Source organism: Maricaulis sp. (genome assembly GCF_048269565.1).
Taxonomy (GTDB): domain Bacteria; phylum Pseudomonadota; class Alphaproteobacteria; order Caulobacterales; family Maricaulaceae; genus Maricaulis.
The window spans coordinates 682,437-701,920 of sequence record NZ_JBLXIK010000001.1 but is presented as its reverse complement, the minus strand read 5'-3'; the positions used below and the strand labels follow the sequence as shown (position 1 = coordinate 701,920).

General features: G+C 64.6%; 24 protein-coding genes. 10 read left to right on the top strand and 14 right to left on the bottom strand.

Features of this window, described 5'->3' with window-relative positions:
* The first annotated feature begins 469 nt into the window (after positions 1-469).
* Positions 470-916 carry an ABA4-like family protein gene (locus ACN0YL_RS03500; RefSeq protein ID WP_417497046.1) on the top strand — a complete coding sequence of 149 codons (447 nt, stop codon included), beginning with the start codon at positions 470-472 and terminating at the stop codon, positions 914-916.
* Here the strand turns inward: ACN0YL_RS03500 and ACN0YL_RS03495 are convergent.
* The gene (locus ACN0YL_RS03495) at positions 913-2,886 is read right to left on the bottom strand and encodes a pentapeptide repeat-containing protein (RefSeq protein WP_417497045.1); all 1,974 of its coding nucleotides are present in this window, start codon (positions 2,884-2,886) and stop codon (positions 913-915) included. The genes ACN0YL_RS03500 and ACN0YL_RS03495 overlap by 4 nt on opposite strands.
* A 180-nt stretch (positions 2,887-3,066) precedes the next feature.
* Here ACN0YL_RS03495 and ACN0YL_RS03490 point away from each other — a divergent pair, with 180 nt between their 5' ends.
* The 3 genes from ACN0YL_RS03490 (at position 3,067) to ACN0YL_RS03480 (ending at position 6,195) form a co-directional block, all read left to right on the top strand.
* Positions 3,067-4,653 carry a lysine--tRNA ligase gene (locus ACN0YL_RS03490; RefSeq protein ID WP_417497044.1) on the top strand — a complete coding sequence of 529 codons (1,587 nt, stop codon included), beginning with the start codon at positions 3,067-3,069 and terminating at the stop codon, positions 4,651-4,653.
* Positions 4,654-5,208: 555 nt separating this feature from the next.
* The gene (locus ACN0YL_RS03485) at positions 5,209-5,721 is read left to right on the top strand and encodes a hypothetical protein (RefSeq protein WP_417497043.1); all 513 of its coding nucleotides are present in this window, start codon (positions 5,209-5,211) and stop codon (positions 5,719-5,721) included.
* A 177-nt stretch (positions 5,722-5,898) separates the two neighbouring features.
* On the top strand, positions 5,899-6,195 hold the full coding sequence (locus ACN0YL_RS03480) for a hypothetical protein (protein ID WP_417497042.1): 297 nt from the start codon (positions 5,899-5,901) through the stop codon (positions 6,193-6,195).
* Here the strand turns inward: ACN0YL_RS03480 and ACN0YL_RS03475 are convergent.
* Together ACN0YL_RS03475 and ACN0YL_RS03470 are read right to left on the bottom strand one after the other, a co-directional pair.
* Positions 6,192-6,389 (bottom strand): hypothetical protein, encoded by a 198-nt coding sequence (locus ACN0YL_RS03475; RefSeq protein WP_417497041.1) that lies wholly within the window; start codon positions 6,387-6,389, stop codon positions 6,192-6,194. The genes ACN0YL_RS03480 and ACN0YL_RS03475 overlap by 4 nt on opposite strands.
* Positions 6,373-6,540 carry a DNA-binding protein gene (locus tag ACN0YL_RS03470; RefSeq protein WP_417497040.1) on the bottom strand — a complete coding sequence of 56 codons (168 nt, stop codon included), beginning with the start codon at positions 6,538-6,540 and terminating at the stop codon, positions 6,373-6,375. Before ACN0YL_RS03470 ends, ACN0YL_RS03475 begins: the two co-directional genes overlap by 17 nt.
* A gap of 15 nt (positions 6,541-6,555) precedes the next feature.
* Between ACN0YL_RS03470 and ACN0YL_RS03465 the strand changes: the two genes are divergently transcribed.
* Entirely contained in the window at positions 6,556-7,212 is a 657-nt protein-coding gene (locus ACN0YL_RS03465; protein WP_417497039.1) for a DUF3800 domain-containing protein, read from the top strand.
* 135 nt (positions 7,213-7,347) lie between these two features.
* Here ACN0YL_RS03465 and ACN0YL_RS03460 read toward each other — a convergent pair whose 3' ends face one another.
* The gene (locus ACN0YL_RS03460) at positions 7,348-8,274 is read right to left on the bottom strand and encodes an IS1595 family transposase (protein WP_417497038.1); all 927 of its coding nucleotides are present in this window, start codon (positions 8,272-8,274) and stop codon (positions 7,348-7,350) included.
* A gap of 145 nt (positions 8,275-8,419) precedes the next feature.
* Between ACN0YL_RS03460 and ACN0YL_RS03455 the strand changes: the two genes are divergently transcribed.
* Entirely contained in the window at positions 8,420-8,833 is a 414-nt protein-coding gene (locus ACN0YL_RS03455) for a hypothetical protein (protein WP_417492285.1), read from the top strand.
* A 3-nt stretch (positions 8,834-8,836) separates the two neighbouring features.
* Positions 8,837-9,055 (top strand): helix-turn-helix transcriptional regulator, encoded by a 219-nt coding sequence (locus ACN0YL_RS03450; RefSeq protein ID WP_417471034.1) that lies wholly within the window; start codon positions 8,837-8,839, stop codon positions 9,053-9,055.
* Here ACN0YL_RS03450 and ACN0YL_RS03445 read toward each other — a convergent pair.
* Positions 9,012-10,421, bottom strand: coding sequence for a cytochrome P450 (locus tag ACN0YL_RS03445; RefSeq protein WP_417497037.1), 1,410 nt, complete (start codon positions 10,419-10,421; stop codon positions 9,012-9,014). The two genes, ACN0YL_RS03450 and ACN0YL_RS03445, sit on opposite strands and share 44 nt — an antisense overlap.
* A 171-nt stretch (positions 10,422-10,592) precedes the next feature.
* Here ACN0YL_RS03445 and ACN0YL_RS03440 point away from each other — a divergent pair, with 171 nt between their 5' ends.
* Positions 10,593-11,357 carry a hypothetical protein gene (locus ACN0YL_RS03440; RefSeq protein ID WP_417497036.1) on the top strand — a complete coding sequence of 255 codons (765 nt, stop codon included), beginning with the start codon at positions 10,593-10,595 and terminating at the stop codon, positions 11,355-11,357.
* Between the two features lie 13 nt (positions 11,358-11,370).
* Here the strand turns inward: ACN0YL_RS03440 and ACN0YL_RS03435 are convergent, their stop codons facing one another.
* Entirely contained in the window at positions 11,371-11,997 is a 627-nt protein-coding gene (locus tag ACN0YL_RS03435) for a S24 family peptidase (protein WP_417497035.1), read from the bottom strand.
* Between the two features lie 120 nt (positions 11,998-12,117).
* Between ACN0YL_RS03435 and ACN0YL_RS03430 the strand changes: the two genes are divergently transcribed.
* Together ACN0YL_RS03430 and ACN0YL_RS03425 are read left to right on the top strand one after the other, a co-directional pair.
* On the top strand, positions 12,118-12,453 hold the full coding sequence (locus ACN0YL_RS03430; RefSeq protein WP_417497034.1) for a DUF952 domain-containing protein: 336 nt from the start codon (positions 12,118-12,120) through the stop codon (positions 12,451-12,453).
* Positions 12,447-13,505, top strand: coding sequence for a quinone-dependent dihydroorotate dehydrogenase (locus ACN0YL_RS03425; RefSeq protein WP_417497033.1), 1,059 nt, complete (start codon positions 12,447-12,449; stop codon positions 13,503-13,505). Before ACN0YL_RS03430 ends, ACN0YL_RS03425 begins: the two co-directional genes overlap by 7 nt.
* Here the strand turns inward: ACN0YL_RS03425 and ACN0YL_RS03420 are convergent.
* The 8 genes from ACN0YL_RS03420 to ACN0YL_RS03385 all read right to left on the bottom strand — a co-directional run bounded on the left by ACN0YL_RS03420 (position 13,433) and on the right by ACN0YL_RS03385 (position 19,431).
* Positions 13,433-14,806 (bottom strand): MATE family efflux transporter, encoded by a 1,374-nt coding sequence (locus ACN0YL_RS03420; RefSeq protein ID WP_417497032.1) that lies wholly within the window; start codon positions 14,804-14,806, stop codon positions 13,433-13,435. The genes ACN0YL_RS03425 and ACN0YL_RS03420 overlap by 73 nt on opposite strands.
* 68 nt (positions 14,807-14,874) lie before the next feature.
* Positions 14,875-15,237: a thiol-disulfide oxidoreductase DCC family protein gene (locus ACN0YL_RS03415; RefSeq protein WP_417497031.1), complete on the bottom strand. Its 363-nt coding sequence runs from the start codon at positions 15,235-15,237 to the stop codon at positions 14,875-14,877.
* 60 nt (positions 15,238-15,297) lie between these two features.
* On the bottom strand, positions 15,298-15,720 hold the full coding sequence (locus ACN0YL_RS03410; protein ID WP_417471020.1) for a PaaI family thioesterase: 423 nt from the start codon (positions 15,718-15,720) through the stop codon (positions 15,298-15,300).
* Positions 15,717-16,220, bottom strand: a complete 504-nt coding sequence (locus tag ACN0YL_RS03405; RefSeq protein WP_417492293.1) for a PaaI family thioesterase — start codon at positions 16,218-16,220, stop codon at positions 15,717-15,719. The genes ACN0YL_RS03410 and ACN0YL_RS03405 overlap by 4 nt, the downstream gene beginning before the upstream one ends.
* Positions 16,221-16,263: 43 nt before the next feature.
* On the bottom strand, positions 16,264-17,100 hold the full coding sequence (locus ACN0YL_RS03400) for a response regulator (RefSeq protein WP_417497030.1): 837 nt from the start codon (positions 17,098-17,100) through the stop codon (positions 16,264-16,266).
* 83 nt (positions 17,101-17,183) lie between these two features.
* Positions 17,184-17,510 (bottom strand): DUF6460 domain-containing protein, encoded by a 327-nt coding sequence (locus tag ACN0YL_RS03395; RefSeq protein ID WP_417492295.1) that lies wholly within the window; start codon positions 17,508-17,510, stop codon positions 17,184-17,186.
* A gap of 61 nt (positions 17,511-17,571) precedes the next feature.
* Complete coding sequence (locus tag ACN0YL_RS03390) at positions 17,572-18,402, bottom strand: mechanosensitive ion channel family protein (protein ID WP_417497029.1); 831 nt, start codon at positions 18,400-18,402, stop codon at positions 17,572-17,574.
* Between the two features lie 75 nt (positions 18,403-18,477).
* Complete coding sequence (locus ACN0YL_RS03385; protein WP_417497028.1) at positions 18,478-19,431, bottom strand: hypothetical protein; 954 nt, start codon at positions 19,429-19,431, stop codon at positions 18,478-18,480.
* Positions 19,432-19,484: the final 53 nt, after the last annotated feature.

Below are 19,484 nucleotides of genomic sequence, written 5' to 3'. Positions count from 1 at the left end.
ACCCCTCTGCCCGGACGAGCTCCACGCTCCCGATCGCCGCAAGTGACTGAGCTCACGCCTCCCGTGCAACCGGAACGAGGCGATTATGCGCCAAGCGCGAGGGGGTGGGGATAACATCAGCAAAAATTCGTCATCCTGACGCAAGTCAGGACCTCGATATCACGGGCTCCGCGCCTGCCATGTCGAGGTCCCGGCCTTCGCCGGGATGACGTGGGCTAGTTGTGAGACGTGGGGGATAAGTCGGCGATTGCGCGCCACCCCAACACAAAACACACCACTTCCCCCGGAGGAGCGTAGCGAATTCCGGGGTCTGCCTGCGGTTGGGAGACTGGCTGGATTCCCCTCCGGCAGGCCCCGGAATAAATCCGGGGGAAGACGTTCTGTATTCGTTGGGCCGGCGCTCCACAAAACCTCGCAACCTTGACGCAGCCGCCCGCCACAGGCTCCATCGCGCCCAAGGAGATCCGCCATGTATGAAACCCTCTATTTCGCCCTCCACCTGATCATCTTCCCGGCCTGGGCCCTGCTGCTGTTCGCGCCGCGCTGGAGCTGGACGCAGCGCCTGGTTCACACCGCCTTCTTGCCGCTCCTGCTCGGCGCGATTTATCTGAGCTTCCTCTCCGCCGGCATCGTCTTCGGCCAGGCCAGCGACGGCGCCGGCTTTTCCACCCTCGCCGGCGTGATGGCCCTCTTCGCCCACCCGGTCGGCGCCCTGACCGGCTGGACCCATTATCTCGTCTTCGACCTCTTCATCGGCGCCTGGATCGCCCGCGACACGCTGCGCCGCGACGTGCCCTACTGGCTGATGGCCCCGAGCCTGTTCTTCACGCTGATGTTCGGGCCTGTGGGGCTGGCGATCTATCTCGTCGGCCGCAAGCTGACGGGGAAGGGGGGCTGGGGGCTGGCGGAGGACTAGCTGATCTGGAATTTGCGGCGCAGGGCCAGGGCAGAAAGGAAGAGCATCACGATCGAGAAAAAGGACTGGATAGAGGCGACAATGCGCACCCAGTTCCAGCCGGCCGGTCCGGTATTGGCTTTGAAATCCATCGCCCAACCCGCTTCCGATCCGGGAAAGCCGGGCAACCAGACGCCGAACGGGCGGAGGAGATTTTGCAGGGCAAATTCCGAGGCCGCCGCAAAGCGGCCATCGGACAGGCTCTGCGGGATGAACTGCCAGAGCGTGCCATCGCGCACGGACGGCCATAGCGAAGCGATATCGACCGGATCGCCCGACACGCCGCGAGCCCAGACTGAGAAGATGGCAGCAAAGACCAGCGATGCTGCCGCCGCCACGAAGAGCGGCCGCGCAATCGACGCGCCATAGCCGGCCGTCAGTCCATAGATCCAGGACAACCCTTTCTCGAAAATCGAAACCGGTGAATCGCCATCCCAGAACACTTTGTTGGAGGGCCGTTTGCGGCGTGCGATCAGCTCATAGCGGTAGAATTGCTGCTCCCGCTGGGAATCGCCGGCCGCTTTCATCGCTTGCTTCAACACACGGCAACCGCCCTCGAGCGCGCCATAGAAGTCATGCCATTCGCTTCGGTTCTGCCCGGGCAGCCAGCGGCGCAACTGGTCTTGCCAGAACAGGGCGCGCATTTTCGCATTCAAGGCCAAGCGGACGTCGCGCAGGGACCGCCGAAACTCGCTCTCGCGCGGGGCTTCCGCCGTCAGCACGATGCCTTTTTCCAGCAGGGCATCGTCAAAGGCGGAAAAGGGGAGATGCTCTACTTTCGCGAACATAACCGGCTCCTTGAACCGGACACCGACGAAAGCGCGATTTCTGTCTGCCGAGCCTGCCGGAAAGCGGCTGCGAGAAAAGTTCGCCACATTGTGGAAGACCGCGGTTCGAAAGCTGACGGCATGTTCGAACTGCGCGTTATGGAAGTCGCCGTGCCCGCCGGAGAACTGCGCGTCGGTGAAGTCGGCGTTCCCGCCGGAGAACTGCAGGTGGATAAAGTAGGCGGTACCGCCGGAGAACTGCGCCTTTCTGAAGTCGGCGTCCCCGCCGGAGAACTGCGCGTCTTTGAAGTCGGCGTACCCGCCGGAGAACTGCGCGTTAATGAAGTTGGCGTGTCCGCCGGAGAACTGCGCGTTTCCGAAGTCGGCGTCCCCGCCGGAGAACTGCGCCTTTCTGAAGTCGGCGTCCCCGCCGGAGAACTGCGCGTCTTGGAAGTTGGTGTTACCGCCGGAGAATTGCGCGCTGGAAAAATCTGCGGGAGAACCAAAAACTGCTCCTTGGCCATCCAGATGGGCCAGCCAGCGGGTTCGTGTCGCGTTGAGATGCCAGGCGCCCGACTGGCCGGGGCGCTGTGCCTCGTCGCTTTCCGGCCCGATTTCGAGAGTTTGAGGCGGCGAGGCGGGTGGGCGGGGCAGATTTCGCAGCTGGGCCCCTGCGAGCTGGGTCCGGCGATCCGCGCCCTCTATCCCGCCCTTTCCAGGCCCATCGGCAATAACATCACAAGGGCGGGCGGCTTGGATGAGCGCCAGCAATTCTGTCTCCACACTTGCCCAGCGATCATCGGTTGCGTCCGTTTTCCAGCTCTCCGATCCATCCTGCCAGCGTTCCGGCACGTGCAGGATGTGAAAGCGTGGTTGGCCCGGTGTGTCGTCCAGCAGTTTCGCGGTCGCCATTGCCTTGTCGCCGCGCAGGCGTTTGGTGGTCCAGTCCCAGCGGTAATAGTCCTGCAGGCTCGCTTGGCGGGAGCCGTCAGGCGCATCGACGGTTTCGACCAGTTTTTTCTCCGGCGTCACGGACCAGCCCTGCCAGTCATGCTTCGCCAGACCCTCCCAGGAGAAATCCGCCGCCCACCAGCCCTTCCACCACTGTTCGTCAGCGGCCTTGATCGCGGCGGTGCGTTCGGCGTTGCTGTTTGTGGCTGACATATCGCTGTCCCATTCCCCGTGGGTGATGTTAGCCGCCATGTCTGGTTGCGGGGAAGGGGCGATCTGGTTTGATCGGGGATTATTGGCGGCGCGCGCCTCCCCCACGCCCGCGCCGCTTGACGCCCACGCCCGCACAGCCTACCTCGGCGGCTTCACACCCTGTCAGCGAAAGCCACCCCCATGTCCACCGCGCAACTTGCCCAAAATGCCAAAGCCTGGCCGTTCGAACAGGCGCGCCTGCTTTTGAAGCGGATCGAGCAGCACGGGCTGGGCGATAAACCGGTGGTGTTCGAGACGGGGTATGGACCGTCGGGGCTGCCGCATATGGGCACGTTTGGCGAAGTGGTGCGCACGACGATGGTGCGCCATGCCTTCGAGGCGCTGACCGGGGGCAAGTATCAAACGCGGATGATCTGCGTCTCCGATGATATGGACGGGATGCGCAAGGTTCCGGACAATCTGCCCAATCAGGAGATGCTGGCGCAGTATCTGCAAATGCCGCTGACCGTGGTGCCCGATCCGTTCGGCACCCATGACAGCTATGGCGCCCACATGAATGCGCGCCTGCGCGCCTTTCTCGACAGTTTCGGCTTTCACTATGAGTTCGAATCCGCGACCGCGCTCTACAAGTCCGGCGCCTATGATGCCATGCTGGTGCGGGCGCTGGAGCGCTATGACGACATCATGAAAGTGATGCTGCCGACCCTGGGCGCCGAGCGCCAGGCGACCTATTCGCCTTTCCTGCCGATCTCGCCCAAGTCTGGCCGTGTGCTCTATGTGCCGATGAAGTCGATCGACGCTGTGGCCGGCACGATCACCTTTGACGATGAGGACGGCACCGAGACGACGCTCTCGGTCAAGGGCGGGGCGGTGAAGCTGCAATGGAAGCCCGATTTCGGCATGCGCTGGGCGGCGCTGGGCGTTGATTTCGAGATGTTCGGCAAGGATCACCAGACCAATGCGCCGGTCTATTCGCGCATCTGCCGCATCCTCGGTGCCGAGCCGCCGACGCAATTTGTCTATGAGCTGTTTCTCGACCAGGCCGGCGAGAAGATTTCCAAGTCGAAGGGCAATGGGCTCTCCGTCGAGGATTGGCTGAAATATGCGCCGCAGGAGAGCCTGACCTATTATAATTTCGTCAAGCCGAAGACGGCCAAGCGCCTGTTTTTTGACGTCATTCCCAAGGCGGTCGACGAGTATATGCAGCACCTCGCGGCCTATCCCGGGCAGACGCCGGCGCAGCAGCTGGAAAACCCGGTCTGGCATATCCATAACGGCAATCCGCCGGCCGATACGCTGCCGATCAGCTTTGCCCTGATGCTCAACCTGGCGTCGGCGGCGAGTGCGCATAATACCGATGTGATGTGGGGCTTTATCGGCCGCTATTGCGACGGGGCCTCGCCGGCTACGCATCCGATGCTCGACCAGCTGGCCGGGTTTGCGGTGAAGTATTTCCAGGATTTCGTCGAGCCGACCAAGTCCTTCCGCGCCGCCGATGACCGCGAATGCGCGGCGATGCAGGATCTAATCGAACGGCTCGAGGCGCTGGGGCCTGATTGCCGCGATGGCGAAGTGATCCAGAACGAGGTCTATGCGGCGGGCAAGGACGCGGGCTTCGAAAACCTGCGTGACTGGTTCAAGGCCCTGTATGAAGTCCTGCTCGGCCAGTCGCAGGGACCGCGCTTTGGCAGTTTCGTCGCGATCTACGGCGTCACCGAAACGGTGACCCTGCTCGAGAAAGCACTGGCGGGCGAGCTGCTTCGTTAAAACCCGCCCGCCAGTCTCAGTCGCAGTTGTCGGATGTGAAGCGCCCAGGGGGGGGCATGAATGACGCTTCCAGTCCCGTCTTCTGTCAGACGTGAGACACAGGCCCGCAATGGCAGCGAGGCTTCGGGGGTCGCGGCCGTCCCGGGGCAGGAGCAGGGCCCGTGTCTCCCTTCACCAACGCGCCGGGCCGGAAAACCCGTCGCGGCTTGTGCAGTTTTTTTGGACCCGGCCGGGGCGGCGCGGGGGCACAGGCTTGAAGGGGAAGTGAGAAGCGGCACCTGCACGGCCGTGCGGGTTCAAAGGGGCGCAGCCAGTGTTGGGTCTCGCAGGGCCGCTTCTCCCATCCTCAACGTCGCAGCACGCATAATCCGTCGCTGGCGCGTGCAGCCGGTTTTTGCCCCGGTTTCGGGGCCTCGCCGCCATGGGGGCGCCGCGCTCATATCTCGTCAACCAATCGGCGCTAGCCTGCCGGCGTTCAAAGGAATGCGCAGTCGCCCAGTTGGCAGTTCGTGACGTCCGGTAACGGCATCATGCGCTGCAGCAAGGAGCGACAGAATGATGAATGAAGTCCAGTCCATGTCGATGCAGGGTCTGCAAGGCATGCAGGGGATGCGGGGCGCACCGCCACCACCCCCGCCACCCGAGGAAATGATCGACAGCCTTGAAGCTGCGATCGAGGCGGGTGAAATCGATCTCGAAGAGCTTGACGCGAAACTGGCCGAAAAATTCGGCGCCGAGGCCGCCAGTATTGTCTCGGACGCGGGCGAGGTCGATTACGAGGCCCTGTCCCAATTGCTGGTCGAAGACCGCAATGAAAAGATGCAGGCCGGTCTCACCGAACGCTTCGGCGAAGCGGCGGCGGGCCTGGTCGGTGCCAATGGCGAAGTTGACCAGGCCGCTCTGGCCGAGCTCATCGCCGAAAAGGGCGAGGGCGGTCCACCGCCGCCACCGCCCAATGGCGGCCCCGGCGGCGGCACCAGTGCCACCTATGGCGGCTTTGGCCAGGGTCTTGCCGGCTTTCTCGGTCTGTCCGAAAGCTCGGAAAACCTCGTCAGCCTCGTCGCCTGATACGCATTGAAAACCAGGTGTATAGCGGCCCGGCCTGTTGAAACAGGCCGGGCCGTTTGCTTGATGGTCGCCGCGATCATGTAAATTAAATTGTGCATTATACCGTTTGCAAACCCATGACTCGCCTGCCGTTGTTACTCAGGGTAGTATCTGAGTCGGAGACAATGGAGATTGCAGATGTCCGACTTTATGGCGCCACGAATGCCGCAAATCCCAGAAATGAAGAACTATCAACTGGAAGAACTCAGAGCGATTTCTTCCAAATTGGACACCCTCAAGAAGGAGTCCGACTGGAACGCCGCAGCGGCCCTTGCTGGCGGCATGATCGCGACAGCGGGGCGGGCACACTCAATTGATGAGGTGTGCGATCTGTACAACGCGGTGTATTTCGAAATTTTCGCCGACAAATCCAGCGTCAAATACAAACAATGGGCGCTGAACAACAAGGTGGACCGGTTTGAGCCGCATACCTAGCCATCGCTCTGCTTAACGCGGTCTGGTGTTTCGCCGAGCGCAAAGCGGTGGATGAAGGACGCTGTTTGCTCGAACAGCTCGGGGGCGAAAAAGTCGCGCCCGGCTGACGGGTTGCTTGTAAGCACCGCGTGCGCGGCTAGAGCGCGGGACAGTTCCTGCAGGGTCAGCCCTGCCGGGTCACTTCTTTTCGCCATCGACCTTCTCTGCCGGTGGAGGGGCCGTGGCAACCCGCTTTAGAGCGTCGTCAAACGCTTCCTCGCTCTCGTCGCATTCCAATTCGCGGGCGAGGGCTTTGAATTTCTCTGATTGTACCGTACTTGCGATTGTTCCTGATTCTTTACTCATTTGAGGGGCACTCCCGTGGCCAACAAGTATCTATTCGCGGATGAAACCGGATGCTTCAAATTCTCTCGTGAGCCAAATGTTAGTCGCTACTTTATTCTTTGCACGGTGACCGCTCCCAGCCTCGATGCAGGACGCGCTCTAGAGGAGCTTCGGCATCAACTCGTTTGGGACGGTATCATGCTGGACGATTATTTTCACGCGACAACCGACAAGCAAGCCGTGAGGGACCGTGTGTACGCAACAATCCTGCGCCACGACTTTCAGATCCAAGCCACAGTCTGCGAAAAGTCAAAAGCGCAGCCACAGGTAAGGCGGGATAAAGCGACTTTCTACAAGTACCCTTGGTACTATCATTTCAAACACGGGGCCACACGCCAGTTGAGGCGCGATGACAAACTCCTCGTGACAGCCGCTTCGCTCGGCTCCAAAAAGGAGCGCGCCACATTCACCAAGGCGCTTGAGGATGTGGTTGCACAGACGATGCGCCGGGACTCCTGCGCAGTGGACTTCCGCCCCGCCCAAACATGTTTCAATCTTCAGGTTGCCGACTATTGCGCGTGGGCAATCCAGCGCAAATGGGAGCGAGGAGACCGCAGGTCCTACGATCCTTTAGCGGACCGCATCACCTATGAGTACGACCTCTGGAGCCGCGGAACGACACATTATTTTTAAAACTGCGGCCCGCCATATCGGCAATCTTGGCTATCATTCGAAGTGCCCAGGGGCTCTTATCACCAAGCAAGGACCGCAAAGTCACTGTACAGCTTTTCGGGGACTTTTACACCCTAAAAGTTGCGTCATTTTGACTCAGGCTTGCGCGTCAGGCCCCCGATATGTGAGGCGCTTGCCAGAGATACCCAGCAACGCGACATCGGTACGCTCACGGTCATTCACACCAAGGCGTTCACGCTGGTTATAGCGGAAATCGAACTCCGCCAGATAGCGGTGCAGATGCTGCTTGGCACAGTGCTGGTAGGTGCCCTTCATGCCGCGCTTGAACGTGCTGAAATAGCTCTCAACCGTGTTCGTGGTCACGTCGCCCCGCGCGTACTCCTTGACGCTGTGGTCTACTTTTTCATGCGAACCGAACGCCTTACCGATGGTGAAATAGTGGCGCGCTTGATCCGTCATAAGGCGGGCTTCGCGGGCGATATTCTCGTTCAGGATCGGGGCCAGGGTGGCAGGCTTCAAGTCATTCACCACAACCGAGCGAACCTGCATGGTGTCGCGGTCCACAAGGCTGAGAACCTTCATCTTGTGATGAAAGGAGGGGCGCTTAACCGCGCCTGGCTCGGTGCCGATGAAAGTCTCGTCAACCTCAACCGCACCACCACCGGAACCGAACGGGCCAAGAGCGCCAGTGCGCATGGCTTCGCGGATACGATGAGCCATGAACCACGCCGTCTTGTACGTGACCTCCAGCGTGCGCTCCAGTTGCTTGGAGCTGCAACCCTTCTTGCTGGAACACATCAGGTAGACGGCCTGCAAGAATTTGTGGAGCGGCACGCGGCCATGCTCGAACACCGTGCCGACCTTGACCGTGAACTGCTTGCGACAAGCACCGCACTTTTTCAGACCGAGACGGACACGCTTTGCCGCATTCGCCTTGATCGCATAGACCTTGGCGTCGCTTCCACAGTGAGGGCACACCGGGCCATTAGGCCAGATGACGCTTTCCAGTTTGGCGAAAGCGGCTTCTTCATTGTGAAAGTGCGGGGCGGACAGAACGGACATCGGGTATCTCCTTTATGGAGATTTTATACCCTAATCAGACTGGGTTTGCAAACGGTATAATGCACATTAAATTTGACATCATGTCGGCCCTTTCATACACCTTGCGATGTCGAAAATTATCGACATGGAGTTATGGAGAGTAGACATGTCATTTCGTGAGAAGAGCAATGCGCTGATGCTGGGCGCCATGGTTTTGATTTTCGGCAGCTATTTCGGTGATCTGGCGATGCAGGCGCAGGCCGGGCCGGTCGAGCTGAATATCGGCATGCTGGCTGCGGCGTCCTTCGCGCTGGTGTTTATCGGTATCGCCGGACATATCGCCATCGCCGCATTCGCGCCGGCGGAAGCCGATGAGGGCAGCGATGAACGCGACCGCAGTATCGAGACGCATGGCAGCGCCTTTGGCGGCCGGGTCCTGGCCGTCTTCGCCCTGGCCGCCCTGACGCTGGCTGTCCTGGGTTACCCGGTGGTCTGGGTCGCCAATGCGGTGCTGGCCGGGCTGGTGGCCAGTGAGATTGCCAAGGGCGTATCGGTGCTGATCGCCTATCGGCGGGGCTAGGCGATGACCAAATCCACCGCCATCACCAATACGATCCGCACCCTGCGCTTTCACGCCAACGAGATGACCCAGGCCGATCTGGCCAAGGCGGTCGGCGTGACGCGGCAGACCATACTGGCCATCGAGCAGGGCAAGTATTCCCCCTCGCTCGAGGTCGCCTTCAAGATCGCGGCAGCGTTCAAGGTGCCGCTTGACCAGGTGTTCCAGTATCCCGGCGAGTGACGCGCATCGGCACCTCGATATCCGGCTGCAGCGTGATGCGCATCACCGGGACGGGGTGGCGTGTGCCGGTGAAGTCGAAGCGCAGTTTGCGCAGCAGGCTGGCCAGCACGATCACCATTTCCATCATCGCGAAACGCGCACCGATACACACGCGCGGGCCCAGCCCGAAGGGCAGCCAGGCATGGCGCGGGATGTTGGCCGCGGCGGCGCCGAAGAAGCGTTCGGGCTGAAATGTGTCCGCCTGCGGCCAGAAATCGCGCTGGCGGTGCAATAACCAGGTCGAGACCAGGATATCGGTGTCCGGTGCGACCTGCAGGCCGGCGACCGTGTCGGCGGCGATCGAGGTGCGTGTGAGCATCGGCGCGGAAGGATAGAGGCGCAGGCTTTCCTTGATGACGGCGGTCGTCCAGGGCAGGGCGTCCATCCAGGCCGCCGGATCGGTGTCGTCGAGCGGCGCCGCATCGATTTCGGCTTCCAGCCGCGCCAGCACATCGGGGGCCTGGGACAGCAGGTAGAGCGTCCAGGTCAGCGAGCGCGCCGTGGTCTCGTGACCGGCGGCGAGGAAGGTGAGCAGATTGTCGACGATGGCGGTTTCGTCGAGGCCGGCGCCGAGCAGCAGGTCGAGGAAATCCGGCGTGCGGCCTTCGCTCTGGGCATCGGGCCGGGCACGGCGGGCGGCGGCGACGTCGGCGACCTGGCGGCGCAGATCGGCAATCACCCGCCGCGAGGCGCCATGGCCGACCCGCGGAATCCAGCCGGGCAGACCCAGCAGATCAAAGACATGCGGAATGCCGGTGATCTCGATCAGGCGGCAGATCCGGTCCGAGAACAGGGTCTTGTCGAGTGCTTCGTCGCCGGAAAACAGCGTCTCGATCAACACATCCAGCGTCAGATCGACCATCGCATCGGACAGGGATATCTCGCGTCCCTCGACGGCGAGGAAGGCCTCGCTCGCCTCGTCGCACACCGTGCGGATCTTCGGCGCGAAGGCGCTGACATGGCGCGGGGTGAAGACGGGGGCGACGGCGTGGCGCGCCTTTTTCCAGACCTCGCCCTCCGCCGTCAGCAGCCCGTCGCGCAGGAAGGGCTTGAGCACCGCCTGGCGTACCGGGTTCATGCGGTAATTGCGGGCATTGGTGACGAAGCAGTGATGGATGGCTTCGGGATCATTGATCAATACGCTGTCGCGGCCGAGGAAGCGGAAGGGCGCCACCAGGAACTCGAAATGATGCTCGCTCCAGATCTCCAGCGGGTTTCGGCTCATGGCCCGGAAATAGGTCCAGTAGTCGGCCGGTGTCAGCCGCCCGACCTGGCTGTAGCGCGCATAGGGCGGCATGGGTGGCTGGAAGGCATCGCTGCCGGTCATCATCTCACTCCACACAGGGCCCCGCCTGGAGGTGAAGCTTGCCGGGCTTTGCGGTTGCGGCCAAGGCGCAAATGGTCGCGGCATGGCTGTCCCGCACCGCGCCCGCCCGGCCGGCCCGGCCCGGTCCAGTGCGCGCTTCATTTCATCGCACAACTGATCTAGGCTGGTGCCATGCGATATCTTGCGGCCCTGGCCAGTCTCCTTTTGCTCACCACCACCGGTGCCCGCGCCGATATGGACGAGGCCCGCCAGGCCTTTGCCGGCGGTCACTGGCAGGAAGCGGCGAGCCAGGCGCAGCGGGCCGGCGGCGCCGAGGGCTATGCCTATGCGGCGCAGGCTCTGGTGACGCAGCTGATGCTGGAGCCCGACTATCCCGATCGCCGCGCCCTGACGCGCCAGGCCGTCGAGCTGGCCGAAACCGCGTTTCGCGAGGACAGCGACAGTGCCGAGGCGCGGCTGCGGCTGGCGATCTCGCTGGGCTATAACGGCCGCTACACCAATTCGATGCGCGCCTATCTGATGCGCATGCCGCAACGCGGGCGGGCCTTGCTGGAATCGGTGGTGGCGGACGATCCCGGCAATGTCTGGGCCCTGGGGACGCTGGGGGCCTGGCATCTCGAAGTCGCCCGGCGGGGCGGGGCGCGTGGCATGCAGATGCTGGACGCCTCGGTCGAGGCCGGCACCGGCCATTACCGCCAGGCGATTGCGCTCGATCCGGACAATCCGGCGCTGCGCTATTTCTTCGCCCTTGGGCTGATCGCGCTCGACGAGGCCGGGCAGGATGACATGGCGTGGCAACAGCTCGAGGCCGCGCTGGCGCTGGAGCCGCGCGATGCTTTCGAGGCCGGTGTTCGCGACGAGGCGGCACAATTGCTCGCCCTGCGCAGTGATCGCGATGCCGCCACCGCCTGGGCCACCGACCGCATGACGCGCTAGGTCTGGCCCTGGCCTATTGGCTGGCCCAGACGATGCGGGCAATCCAGGCGATATCGGCCAGTTTGACGATCCGTTCCGGCCCGGACGGATTGAGCGGTTTCAGCGTCACATCCTGAACCGTGTGGCGGCCGAGCTCCCAGCCGGAAATCCCGCCATCGCGGGTTTTCACCATCACCCGGTCGCCCGGGCGCGGCCGCTCGTCGGGCGCAATGATCAGGCGGTCACCGGGCCGGTAGAGCGGCAGCATCGCCGCGCCCTCGACGGTGAGGGCATAGGCCGTCCGGTCGCCGAGATCGGGAAAGGGGACGCGGTGCCAGCCCGCCCCGGTCGGCAGTCCGATCGCGTCGAAGGCGCCGGCCCGGTCGCCATCGGCCAGGTCGAGCGCCGGCAGCGAGCGGGTCTGGCTTTCCCCGGAGACGAGGGCGGCGAAGTCGGCGAAGCCGAGATTGGCGGCGCTCAGGGCCTTGGTCAGGCTTTCTGTCGAGGGCCAGCGCAGCTTGCGGCCATCGGCCGAGACGCGTTTGGAGGGGTTGAAGGTGGTCGAATCCAGCCCGGCGCGCCGCGCCAGCCCGGAGGGGCTGGTCTGCGCATGGGCGGCGAGACGGTCGATCCCGCGCCAGATTTGCTCGTGTGTGAACATGGCGATGCGTCCTTGGAGGCGCAAAAACTATCGGAAAATACCTCCGGTCACCAGACGGGCTTGCGCGGGTCTCGCCCGCGGGCTAACCCCAAACGCATGAGCGACACGATTGCATACCGATTGGCGACCCCAGAAGGCTGGGCCGCTGTGATGATGGCCGGCGTGTTTCACGGCGAGCCGCATGATCTCGCCGATGGATTCATTCATCTTTCCGCCGCCGGCCAGGTCGAGGGCACGCTGCTCAAACACTATAATGACCATCCGCGCCTGATCCTGGCCGAGATTGATCTTGAGGCGCTGGGCGACAGCGTCAAATGGGAAACATCTCGCGGGGGTGCGCTCTTCCCGCACGTCTATGGCGATATCCCGGCCAGTGCCGTGCGCGGCGTGCGCCATGTGCGCCGCAATGAGGAGGGCGACTGGGTGTTGCCGGACCAGTTGGGAGGCCAGTGGTGATTCACGATCTGGCGGCGCGCGCGCTGCATGTGTTCGAGCCGGAGACGGCCCACCGAGTCGGCCTGATGGCCCTGAAGTTCGGCCTCGGTCCGCGCCAGATGCGCCGCGATGATCCGATGCTGGCGACCCGCGTCGCCGGGCTCGACCTGCCCAATCCGGTCGGTCTCGCCGCCGGTTTCGACAAGAATGCCGAGGCGCCCGATGCGTTGCTCGCCGCCGGTTTCGGCTTTGTCGAGCTCGGCGCTGTCACACCGCGCGCGCAGGGCGGCAAGCCGAAACCGCGGATTTTCCGGCTGTCCGAGGACCGCTCGGTGATCAACCGCATGGGCTTTCCCAATCAGGGGCTGGATGCGTTTGAGGCGCGGTTGCGCCGGCGGCAGGGACGCGGCGGCATTGTCGGCGTCAATCTCGGCGCCAATCTCGATAGCGAGGACCGCACCGCCGACTATGTCGCCTGTCTCGATCGGCTCAAGGACCTGGCGCAATTCTTCACCGTCAATGTCTCCTCGCCCAACACGCCCGGCCTGCGCAATCTGCAGGCCCATGGTGCGCTCGATGATCTGCTCGGCGCGGTGGCGCAGGTGCGCGGCAAGGCGCCGGTCTTCCTCAAGATTGCGCCCGATATCGACGATGGTGAAGTGCCCGGCATGATCGACGCGATCGGCCGCCACGGGCTCGACGGGATCATTGTCTCCAACACCACCATCCTGAGGCCCGACAGCCTGACCAGCCCGCTGATGGGCGAGGGTGGCGGTCTGTCCGGCCCGCCGGTTTTCGAGCGTTCGACCGAGCTGGTGCGGCAGTTCCGCGCCGCTGCCGGGCCTGATCTGGCGATTATCGGCGTTGGCGGCATCGACAGTGCGGATGCGGCCTATGCCAAGATCCGCGCCGGTGCCAATGCGATCCAGCTCTATACCGGCCTGGTCTATGAGGGCCCCGGCCTGGTGCAGCGCATCAAGTCCGGCCTGGTCAAGCGGCTTCAGGCTGACGGTTTTGCATCGGTCGCCGAAGCGGTTGGTGTCGATGCGATCCGTCGTTCCAGCGACGGATAGGCGACCAGCAGCGTGCCGGCGCGGGCGACATAATACAGCATGAAAGCCATCCAGACGCCGTGATTGCCGAAGGCGGGTGCGAGGATGGCGTCGGCGATGAGATAGATCACTACCGTCGCCAGCCCGGCATTGCGCAGGATCCTGCCGCTGGTCGTGCCAATGAAGATCCCGTCCATCAGCCAGGCGCCGGCCCCGAGGAAGGGCACGAGGGCGCACCAGGGCAGATAGCGGATCGCCGCGGCGCGCGCTTCGGCATCCTCGATCAGGATGCCCAAGACTTGAGCTCCGAAGATCCAGGTCAGCACGGCGAATATCGCGCCCGCGGCAAACATCGGCTCGCCCGTCAGGCGCACGGCGCGGCGCAGGCCTGCACGCGAGCGCCGGCCATAGGCGCGACCCGCCTCGGTCTCGGCCACAAAGGCGAAGGCGTCGAGCACGAAGGCCCACAACGTGATCACTTGTAGCAGAACGTGATTGCCGGCCAGGATGGCCGTGCCCTGGCGTGCGCCGGCATTGGCGAACCAGGTGAAGCCGAGCACCAGGCTCCAGGTGCGGATCATCAGATTGAGATTGACGTTGAACATTTGTGCGATGGCGCCCGGATCGAGCAGGCTGGCGCGATTGAGCACGGCGCCGGCCCAGCCTCCCTGTCGTATCAGCGTGTGGGCGACGAAACCCAGTCCGACAAGAAGTCCGGCCCATTCGGCAATCGCGGTGGCAGCGCCAACCCCGCCCGGACCATAGCCAAGGCCGAGCACGAACCAGAGGTCGAGCCCGATATTGATGGCGCTGAATGCGGCATAGATGGCCATGGTGGCGCTATTGCGGCCCAGTCCGATCAGCCAGCCGGTCAGGGCGAAGGTCGCCAGTGCCGCCGGCGCGCCCCAGGCGCGCGCCAGCAGATAGTCCGCGCCCTTGGCCTCGACGCCGGCCGCGCCCTGCAAGACCGCAAAGCCGGCCCAGGCGATCGCATCGCGCAACAGCCAGACGGCAAGGCCCAGCGAAACCGCAATCGCGGCAGCGCGCAACAGGATGCGCTGGGTCTCCGCGCGATCATGGGCCCCGTCGGCCTGGGCGGTCAGCCCGGTCGTGCCCATGCGCAGGAAATAGAAGCTCCAGTAGAAGACCGAGAAGATCGCGCCGCCCAGCGCCACCCCGCCCAGATCGCTCTTGTCGCCCGACAGGCCGAGCACAAAGGTGTCGACAACGCCGGCCAGCGGCACGGTGGCATTGGCGACAACCAGCGGCAGGGCGCGCTTGATAACCTCGATACGGGTGAGTTCGGGATGGCTCGGCGACATGGACCGCCACTAGCGCGGCCCGGGGCGGCTGGCAAGCCGGGCATCAAGCCCGCTGCAGAGGCTCGCTGCTAGACCTTGCACACCCCGTCGCGGCAACCATCGCGCGGGCGCATCGGCGCAAGCCAGCGATAGAGCGCATCCAGGGGGATGCGGATCGGGGCGGGGCGTGTCAGCCAGGCGAGCAGGCCCCAGCCGGGCACGCGTTCCCAGATCGCAATGAAAGCCGGCCAGCCATCGACCAGCTGCCCGTCGGGCAGGCGGACATGCAGCGAGGCCAGCGCCGCATCGCGGTCGACATCATCGGGCAGATCGCCGTTGGCGTCGTGCAGGCGGATGATGTGGTCACCATGGCGGACAAAGCGCGCCATCTCGTGGCGGCAGATCGGGCATTGCGCGTCGTAATAGGCGATGAGCGGGCCGGTGGTGTCCATGGATTGATCCTGCACCTGCAAGCGCCGCCGGCATAGCTGCCAAACCGTCGCACGCCGACCTCAGACGCCGGCGTCCGAGGCGCTGGGGGTAATCAGGAAATGGCCGTGCAGGGTTGCCACCGGCGCGCCGCTGCGGCCCTGCCAGGCTTCGGCGCGGACATTGGCGACGCGGCGGCCGCTGCGGTTGATGATGGCGCGGGCATAGACATCGGCAGCCCGGCCGGGTCGCAGGTAATCGATCGCGACATCGATCGGTCGCGGCAGACGCTCGAGCGACTGGCCGGCCAGCAGCGAGGCCGAGGCGACGATCTCGAGAAAGGCACCGATGGCGCCGCCATGCAGGGCCGGGATCAGCGGATTGCCGACGAGGACGTCCGCATAGGGCAGGATGCCGGTCAGCTCGTCGCCCTTCTGTTCCAGGCGAACCCCGAAGCGGGCGACATAGGGCGCCGCCAGCAGGGTCTCGATCAGGGCGCTGCTCATGAGACCTGCCCCGCCTGGAAGGCCTGCATCGCGCGCTCCTGGGCGGCTTTCGAGGCGCCGGTGACCATGAAGGCGGCCTGGGCGGTCGCGACCGGGTCATTGATGTCGCCATCATGGGCGGTGGCGCGCACGAAGGCGACGAGGCCGTGGGACTTGAGGCAGACCGCCTCGGCGATGACATCCAGGCCCGGCTGGGCCGGGCGCATATAGTCAAGCCGCAGGTCGAGCGTCGCCGGTGTGTCCTGGCCGCCGAAACCGCTGAAGGCGGCGAGGCCGCAGACATGGTCGAGCAGGGCGGTGATGACGCCGCCATGCAGGATTCCGCTTTCCGGATCGCCGACCAGGTCGGGTGAATAGGGTGCGCGCATCACCGCCACGCCCGGCTTCAGCGATACCAGGGTGAGGCCGAGTGCGACAGCGTGGGGCGAGCCATCGACCAGCAGTGGCGCCAGCTCGTCGAGCAGGCTTTGCAGATCGGCAGGGGATTGTTCATCTTGCATGGCCTGATTCTAGTTCAGACCCTTGCCGGTCGCCAGACGCATTTCACCGCGATTTGAGGCGTCTCTCGACGATCTGTTCCAGCCCGGAGACGACCGCGTCGCGCAGGGGATCGCCATCGCCGGTCATCCGCGCCAGCTGCGCCAGGGCGGCGCGGTGCATTTCGGCCACTTCTTCCTCGACGGCGGTATAGCTGTCCTGTTCGGCGATGAAGCGTTGCAGCGACCGCCCGATGCGGATGGCGAGCGGGTCGCCGCTCCTGCGGGTCTCGAGCGCCAGGGCCTGGGCAGCCGAGCGGGCCGCGGCCATGGGATTGGTCAGCCCCGCCTCGACATCGGCCATGCGCTTGAAGCTGGGGCCGCGTTCGCGGCGGATCCGGCGGCGCCGGTCCGGGCCGACAAAGCGCGAGGCGTCCACGAAGTCGCGCGGATCATTCTTCAGCGCCTTGAGGCGGTTGATCATGGTGATCGGGGCCAGCGGCGTGACCAGGTATTCGCTGGCACCGGCATCGCGGGCGCGTTCGACATCCGAGCGCGGGCGCGGCGAGGACAGCAGGATGACCGGCGTATCACGGCAGGCACTGCCCTCGGCGGTGCGGATGCGTTGCAGCAGGCGGACCCGGTCCTCGTCGGGGTCCTTCTGGTCGGTCCAGTCGGCCACGACCAGGGCCGGCGCGCATTCGTGCATTGCATGGATGGCGCGGCTGGCATGGGATTCGAGAATGATGTCGCGCACGCCGGCCTCGCGCAGCACATTGACCAGCAGGGTGCGCATGAAACTGTTGGCGTTGAGCACAAGCGTCGGCCGTCCGTCCCAGCTGCGCGGAACCGGTGTTCGCGGGGCCGGTTGCACCGCAGGGACAATGAGTTGTTGAGCGCTCATGCCCGCGAAACTAGCGGACGGAGGTTTCGATCCTGCCAATAGAAATGGTTAACCGGATGCCAATTCGCACCCGGCCGGCCGCCTCAGTCGCGGCGCAGGGCGCGGATCACACGCACGACGATCCAGATCGGCACCACCAGCACGGCGCCGAGCAGGAGATAATCCACCGCCCACAGCGCGCTGTCGCTGATGAAGCCGATGAAACGGCTCCAGGATTCCGCCAGCGTGCCGAAGAAATCGACCCAGAGCCGGCGCGGATTGACGTGGAAGGCGGCGAGGAAGAAACCCGCCAGCACGCACAGGAAAGCCAGCCGGATCAGGTCCGAGGGGGCGAATTTCAGCAGGCGCTGCACGAAGCTGCGCGGTGCTGCCGGGGCCGCTTCGGGCCGGTTTTCTTGGCGTTCGGTCATGACGTCACTTTACCTCAAAATGCGGCGCAATCGGGGCCGAAGCCCCGATGGCCGTCCGGGCTCACGCCTTGCGGGCGATATTGACCTGGTGCGGGTAGGGAATCGAGATGCCGTTCTGGTCGAAGGCCTCCTTGACGGCCTTCATCGCGTCGAAATAGACGCCCCAGTAATCGCCGGTCGCACACCAGGCGCGGACCACGAGATCGACCGAGGAGGCGCCGTGCGCCTGCACCGCGGTGAAGACGGCCGGATCCTTCAGCACGCGGGCATCGGCCTCGAGCACGGTCTTGATGACGCCCATCGCCTTGTCGATATCGTCGCCGTAATCGATCGAGAAGCCGAGATCGACGCGGCGGGTCTCATTGGCGGAATAATTGGTGATCACCGCGCCCCAGGTCTGGCCATTGGGTACGATCACCTTCCTGTTGTCGCCGGTCGCGAGCACGGTGGTGAAGAGATTGATGTCCTTCACCGCGCCCGATTGACCGGCCACCTCGACCCAGTCGCCCAGCCCGTAGGGGCGGAACAGCACGATCATCACGCCGGCCGCGAGATTGGACAGGGTGCCCTGCAGCGCCAGCCCGATCGCCAGCGTCGCCGCGCCGAGGGTTGCCACCAGCGAGGTGGTCTCGACCCCGAAGCGCGCCAGCACCGCGATCAACACCACGATCATCACGCCCCAATAGGCGAGCGAGGCGAAGAAGCTGCCGAGCGTGTCGTCGATCCGCTCGCTCTTGAACACCGCATTGACGATCGCCTTGCGCACGATGCCGGCGACAATCAGGCCGGCAATCAGGATCAGCGCCGCGAGAACCAGATTGGTCCCCGCATCAAGCGCCCGCTGCATCAGCACGGCAAGGGTTTCGGGATTGAGCAATTCTTCGGGATTCATGGGAGCTGTCCTGTCTGGCGGTTATGGCCGGACGGGTAGCAAAGTTTGTGGGGGATGGGAAGCGCGCCTCCCCCCCTACCCCCCAGCCCCCACAGCCACCACACCCGCCCCGGCCGTCACAGCCGTGACCATCGCCGCCTGTGCCGCCAAAATCGCCGCGAGATCGCCGGCGGCGGCGATGGGGCGGGCCAGTCCGGCCTGGGCCTGGGCGAGGCGCAGGGCGAGGCGGGCGGCGGTCTGGGTATTGGGTTTGGGCTTGAGTTCGCCGACGGCTTCGAAGGCGTCGACCAGCGCGTCGGCCATGGCAGGGCCATTGCCGCTGGCGGCGAGGATGGCGAGACCGGTCTTGCCGGTACCGTGGCGCAGGGCGGCGCGGCCGCGCACGGCGATATTGAGTGTGGTCCAGGCGCCGGCCAGCGCCGCCGGGTCCATGCGTGTGGTGGCGACTTCATAGGCGGCGATCTCGGCATGGCGGCGCGGCACGCCGGCGGTGAGGAGGGCGTCGCGGGCGTGGATCAGATGGGTGATGGCGTCTTCCGGAGTCTCGCCCATGCCGGTGAAGGCCGCCGCGAGCACTTCCTCGCGGGCGGCATCGCGCTGCCACCAGGGCGCGGCGATGGCATCGAGCACATCAAAGAACTGGTCCGCCTGCCAGCCATGACCGCCCGAGGTGACCAGCGACAGCGCGGCACAGGACCCGCCATGGGCGAGGTTGCGGGCACCGCGTGCCTTGCCCTGCGCCGCCAGGGCGCGGCGGGCTTCGAGGAATTGCCGCGCGGTGCGGCCGCCGGCGACCAGCGCCGTGGCGAAGACCAGCCGCATCGGCCGGTTGGGCGATCGCCAGGGGCCGAGACCGGCATTGAGATCGTCACGGGTCTCGAAGCTTTTCTCGATCAGCGTTTCGATATCGTGCGGCGCATTGAGCGCGGCCAGCGCCGCGAAGCGGGCGTGCAGGCGTTCGCCACGCGGCGCGCGCGCGTGAAATGCGGCGTCCAGGGCCTTGAAGCGCGCTGTGATCGCGTGTGCCATGCCGGAAAATCCCTCAATTCATCCATTCAAGCGCCCTCTATGCCGCAGCCGCT

Bases quoted from the DNA above. Each gene is read 5' to 3' on its own strand.
- ACN0YL_RS03435 (WP_417497035.1), bottom strand. From the start codon at position 11,997: ATGTTCACACACGAGCAAATCTGGCGCGGGATCGACCGTCTCGCCGCC.
- ACN0YL_RS03460 (WP_417497038.1), bottom strand. From the start codon at position 8,274: ATGTCCGTTCTGTCCGCCCCGCACTTTCACAATGAAGAAGCCGCTTTC.
- ACN0YL_RS03440 (WP_417497036.1), top strand. From the start codon at position 10,593: ATGCGATATCTTGCGGCCCTGGCCAGTCTCCTTTTGCTCACCACCACC.
- ACN0YL_RS03390 (WP_417497029.1), bottom strand. From the start codon at position 18,402: ATGAATCCCGAAGAATTGCTCAATCCCGAAACCCTTGCCGTGCTGATG.
- ACN0YL_RS03405 (WP_417492293.1), bottom strand. From the start codon at position 16,220: ATGCAAGATGAACAATCCCCTGCCGATCTGCAAAGCCTGCTCGACGAG.
- ACN0YL_RS03500 (WP_417497046.1), top strand. From the start codon at position 470: ATGTATGAAACCCTCTATTTCGCCCTCCACCTGATCATCTTCCCGGCC.
- ACN0YL_RS03480 (WP_417497042.1), top strand. From the start codon at position 5,899: ATGTCCGACTTTATGGCGCCACGAATGCCGCAAATCCCAGAAATGAAG.
- ACN0YL_RS03415 (WP_417497031.1), bottom strand. From the start codon at position 15,237: ATGGACACCACCGGCCCGCTCATCGCCTATTACGACGCGCAATGCCCG.
- ACN0YL_RS03495 (WP_417497045.1), bottom strand. From the start codon at position 2,886: ATGTCAGCCACAAACAGCAACGCCGAACGCACCGCCGCGATCAAGGCC.
- ACN0YL_RS03485 (WP_417497043.1), top strand. From the start codon at position 5,209: ATGATGAATGAAGTCCAGTCCATGTCGATGCAGGGTCTGCAAGGCATG.
- ACN0YL_RS03470 (WP_417497040.1), bottom strand. From the start codon at position 6,540: ATGAGTAAAGAATCAGGAACAATCGCAAGTACGGTACAATCAGAGAAA.
- ACN0YL_RS03455 (WP_417492285.1), top strand. From the start codon at position 8,420: ATGTCATTTCGTGAGAAGAGCAATGCGCTGATGCTGGGCGCCATGGTT.
- ACN0YL_RS03450 (WP_417471034.1), top strand. From the start codon at position 8,837: ATGACCAAATCCACCGCCATCACCAATACGATCCGCACCCTGCGCTTT.
- ACN0YL_RS03490 (WP_417497044.1), top strand. From the start codon at position 3,067: ATGTCCACCGCGCAACTTGCCCAAAATGCCAAAGCCTGGCCGTTCGAA.
- ACN0YL_RS03445 (WP_417497037.1), bottom strand. From the start codon at position 10,421: ATGACCGGCAGCGATGCCTTCCAGCCACCCATGCCGCCCTATGCGCGC.
- ACN0YL_RS03420 (WP_417497032.1), bottom strand. From the start codon at position 14,806: ATGTCGCCGAGCCATCCCGAACTCACCCGTATCGAGGTTATCAAGCGC.
- ACN0YL_RS03395 (WP_417492295.1), bottom strand. From the start codon at position 17,510: ATGACCGAACGCCAAGAAAACCGGCCCGAAGCGGCCCCGGCAGCACCG.
- ACN0YL_RS03385 (WP_417497028.1), bottom strand. From the start codon at position 19,431: ATGGCACACGCGATCACAGCGCGCTTCAAGGCCCTGGACGCCGCATTT.
- ACN0YL_RS03410 (WP_417471020.1), bottom strand. From the start codon at position 15,720: ATGAGCAGCGCCCTGATCGAGACCCTGCTGGCGGCGCCCTATGTCGCC.
- ACN0YL_RS03475 (WP_417497041.1), bottom strand. From the start codon at position 6,389: ATGGCGAAAAGAAGTGACCCGGCAGGGCTGACCCTGCAGGAACTGTCC.
- ACN0YL_RS03400 (WP_417497030.1), bottom strand. From the start codon at position 17,100: ATGAGCGCTCAACAACTCATTGTCCCTGCGGTGCAACCGGCCCCGCGA.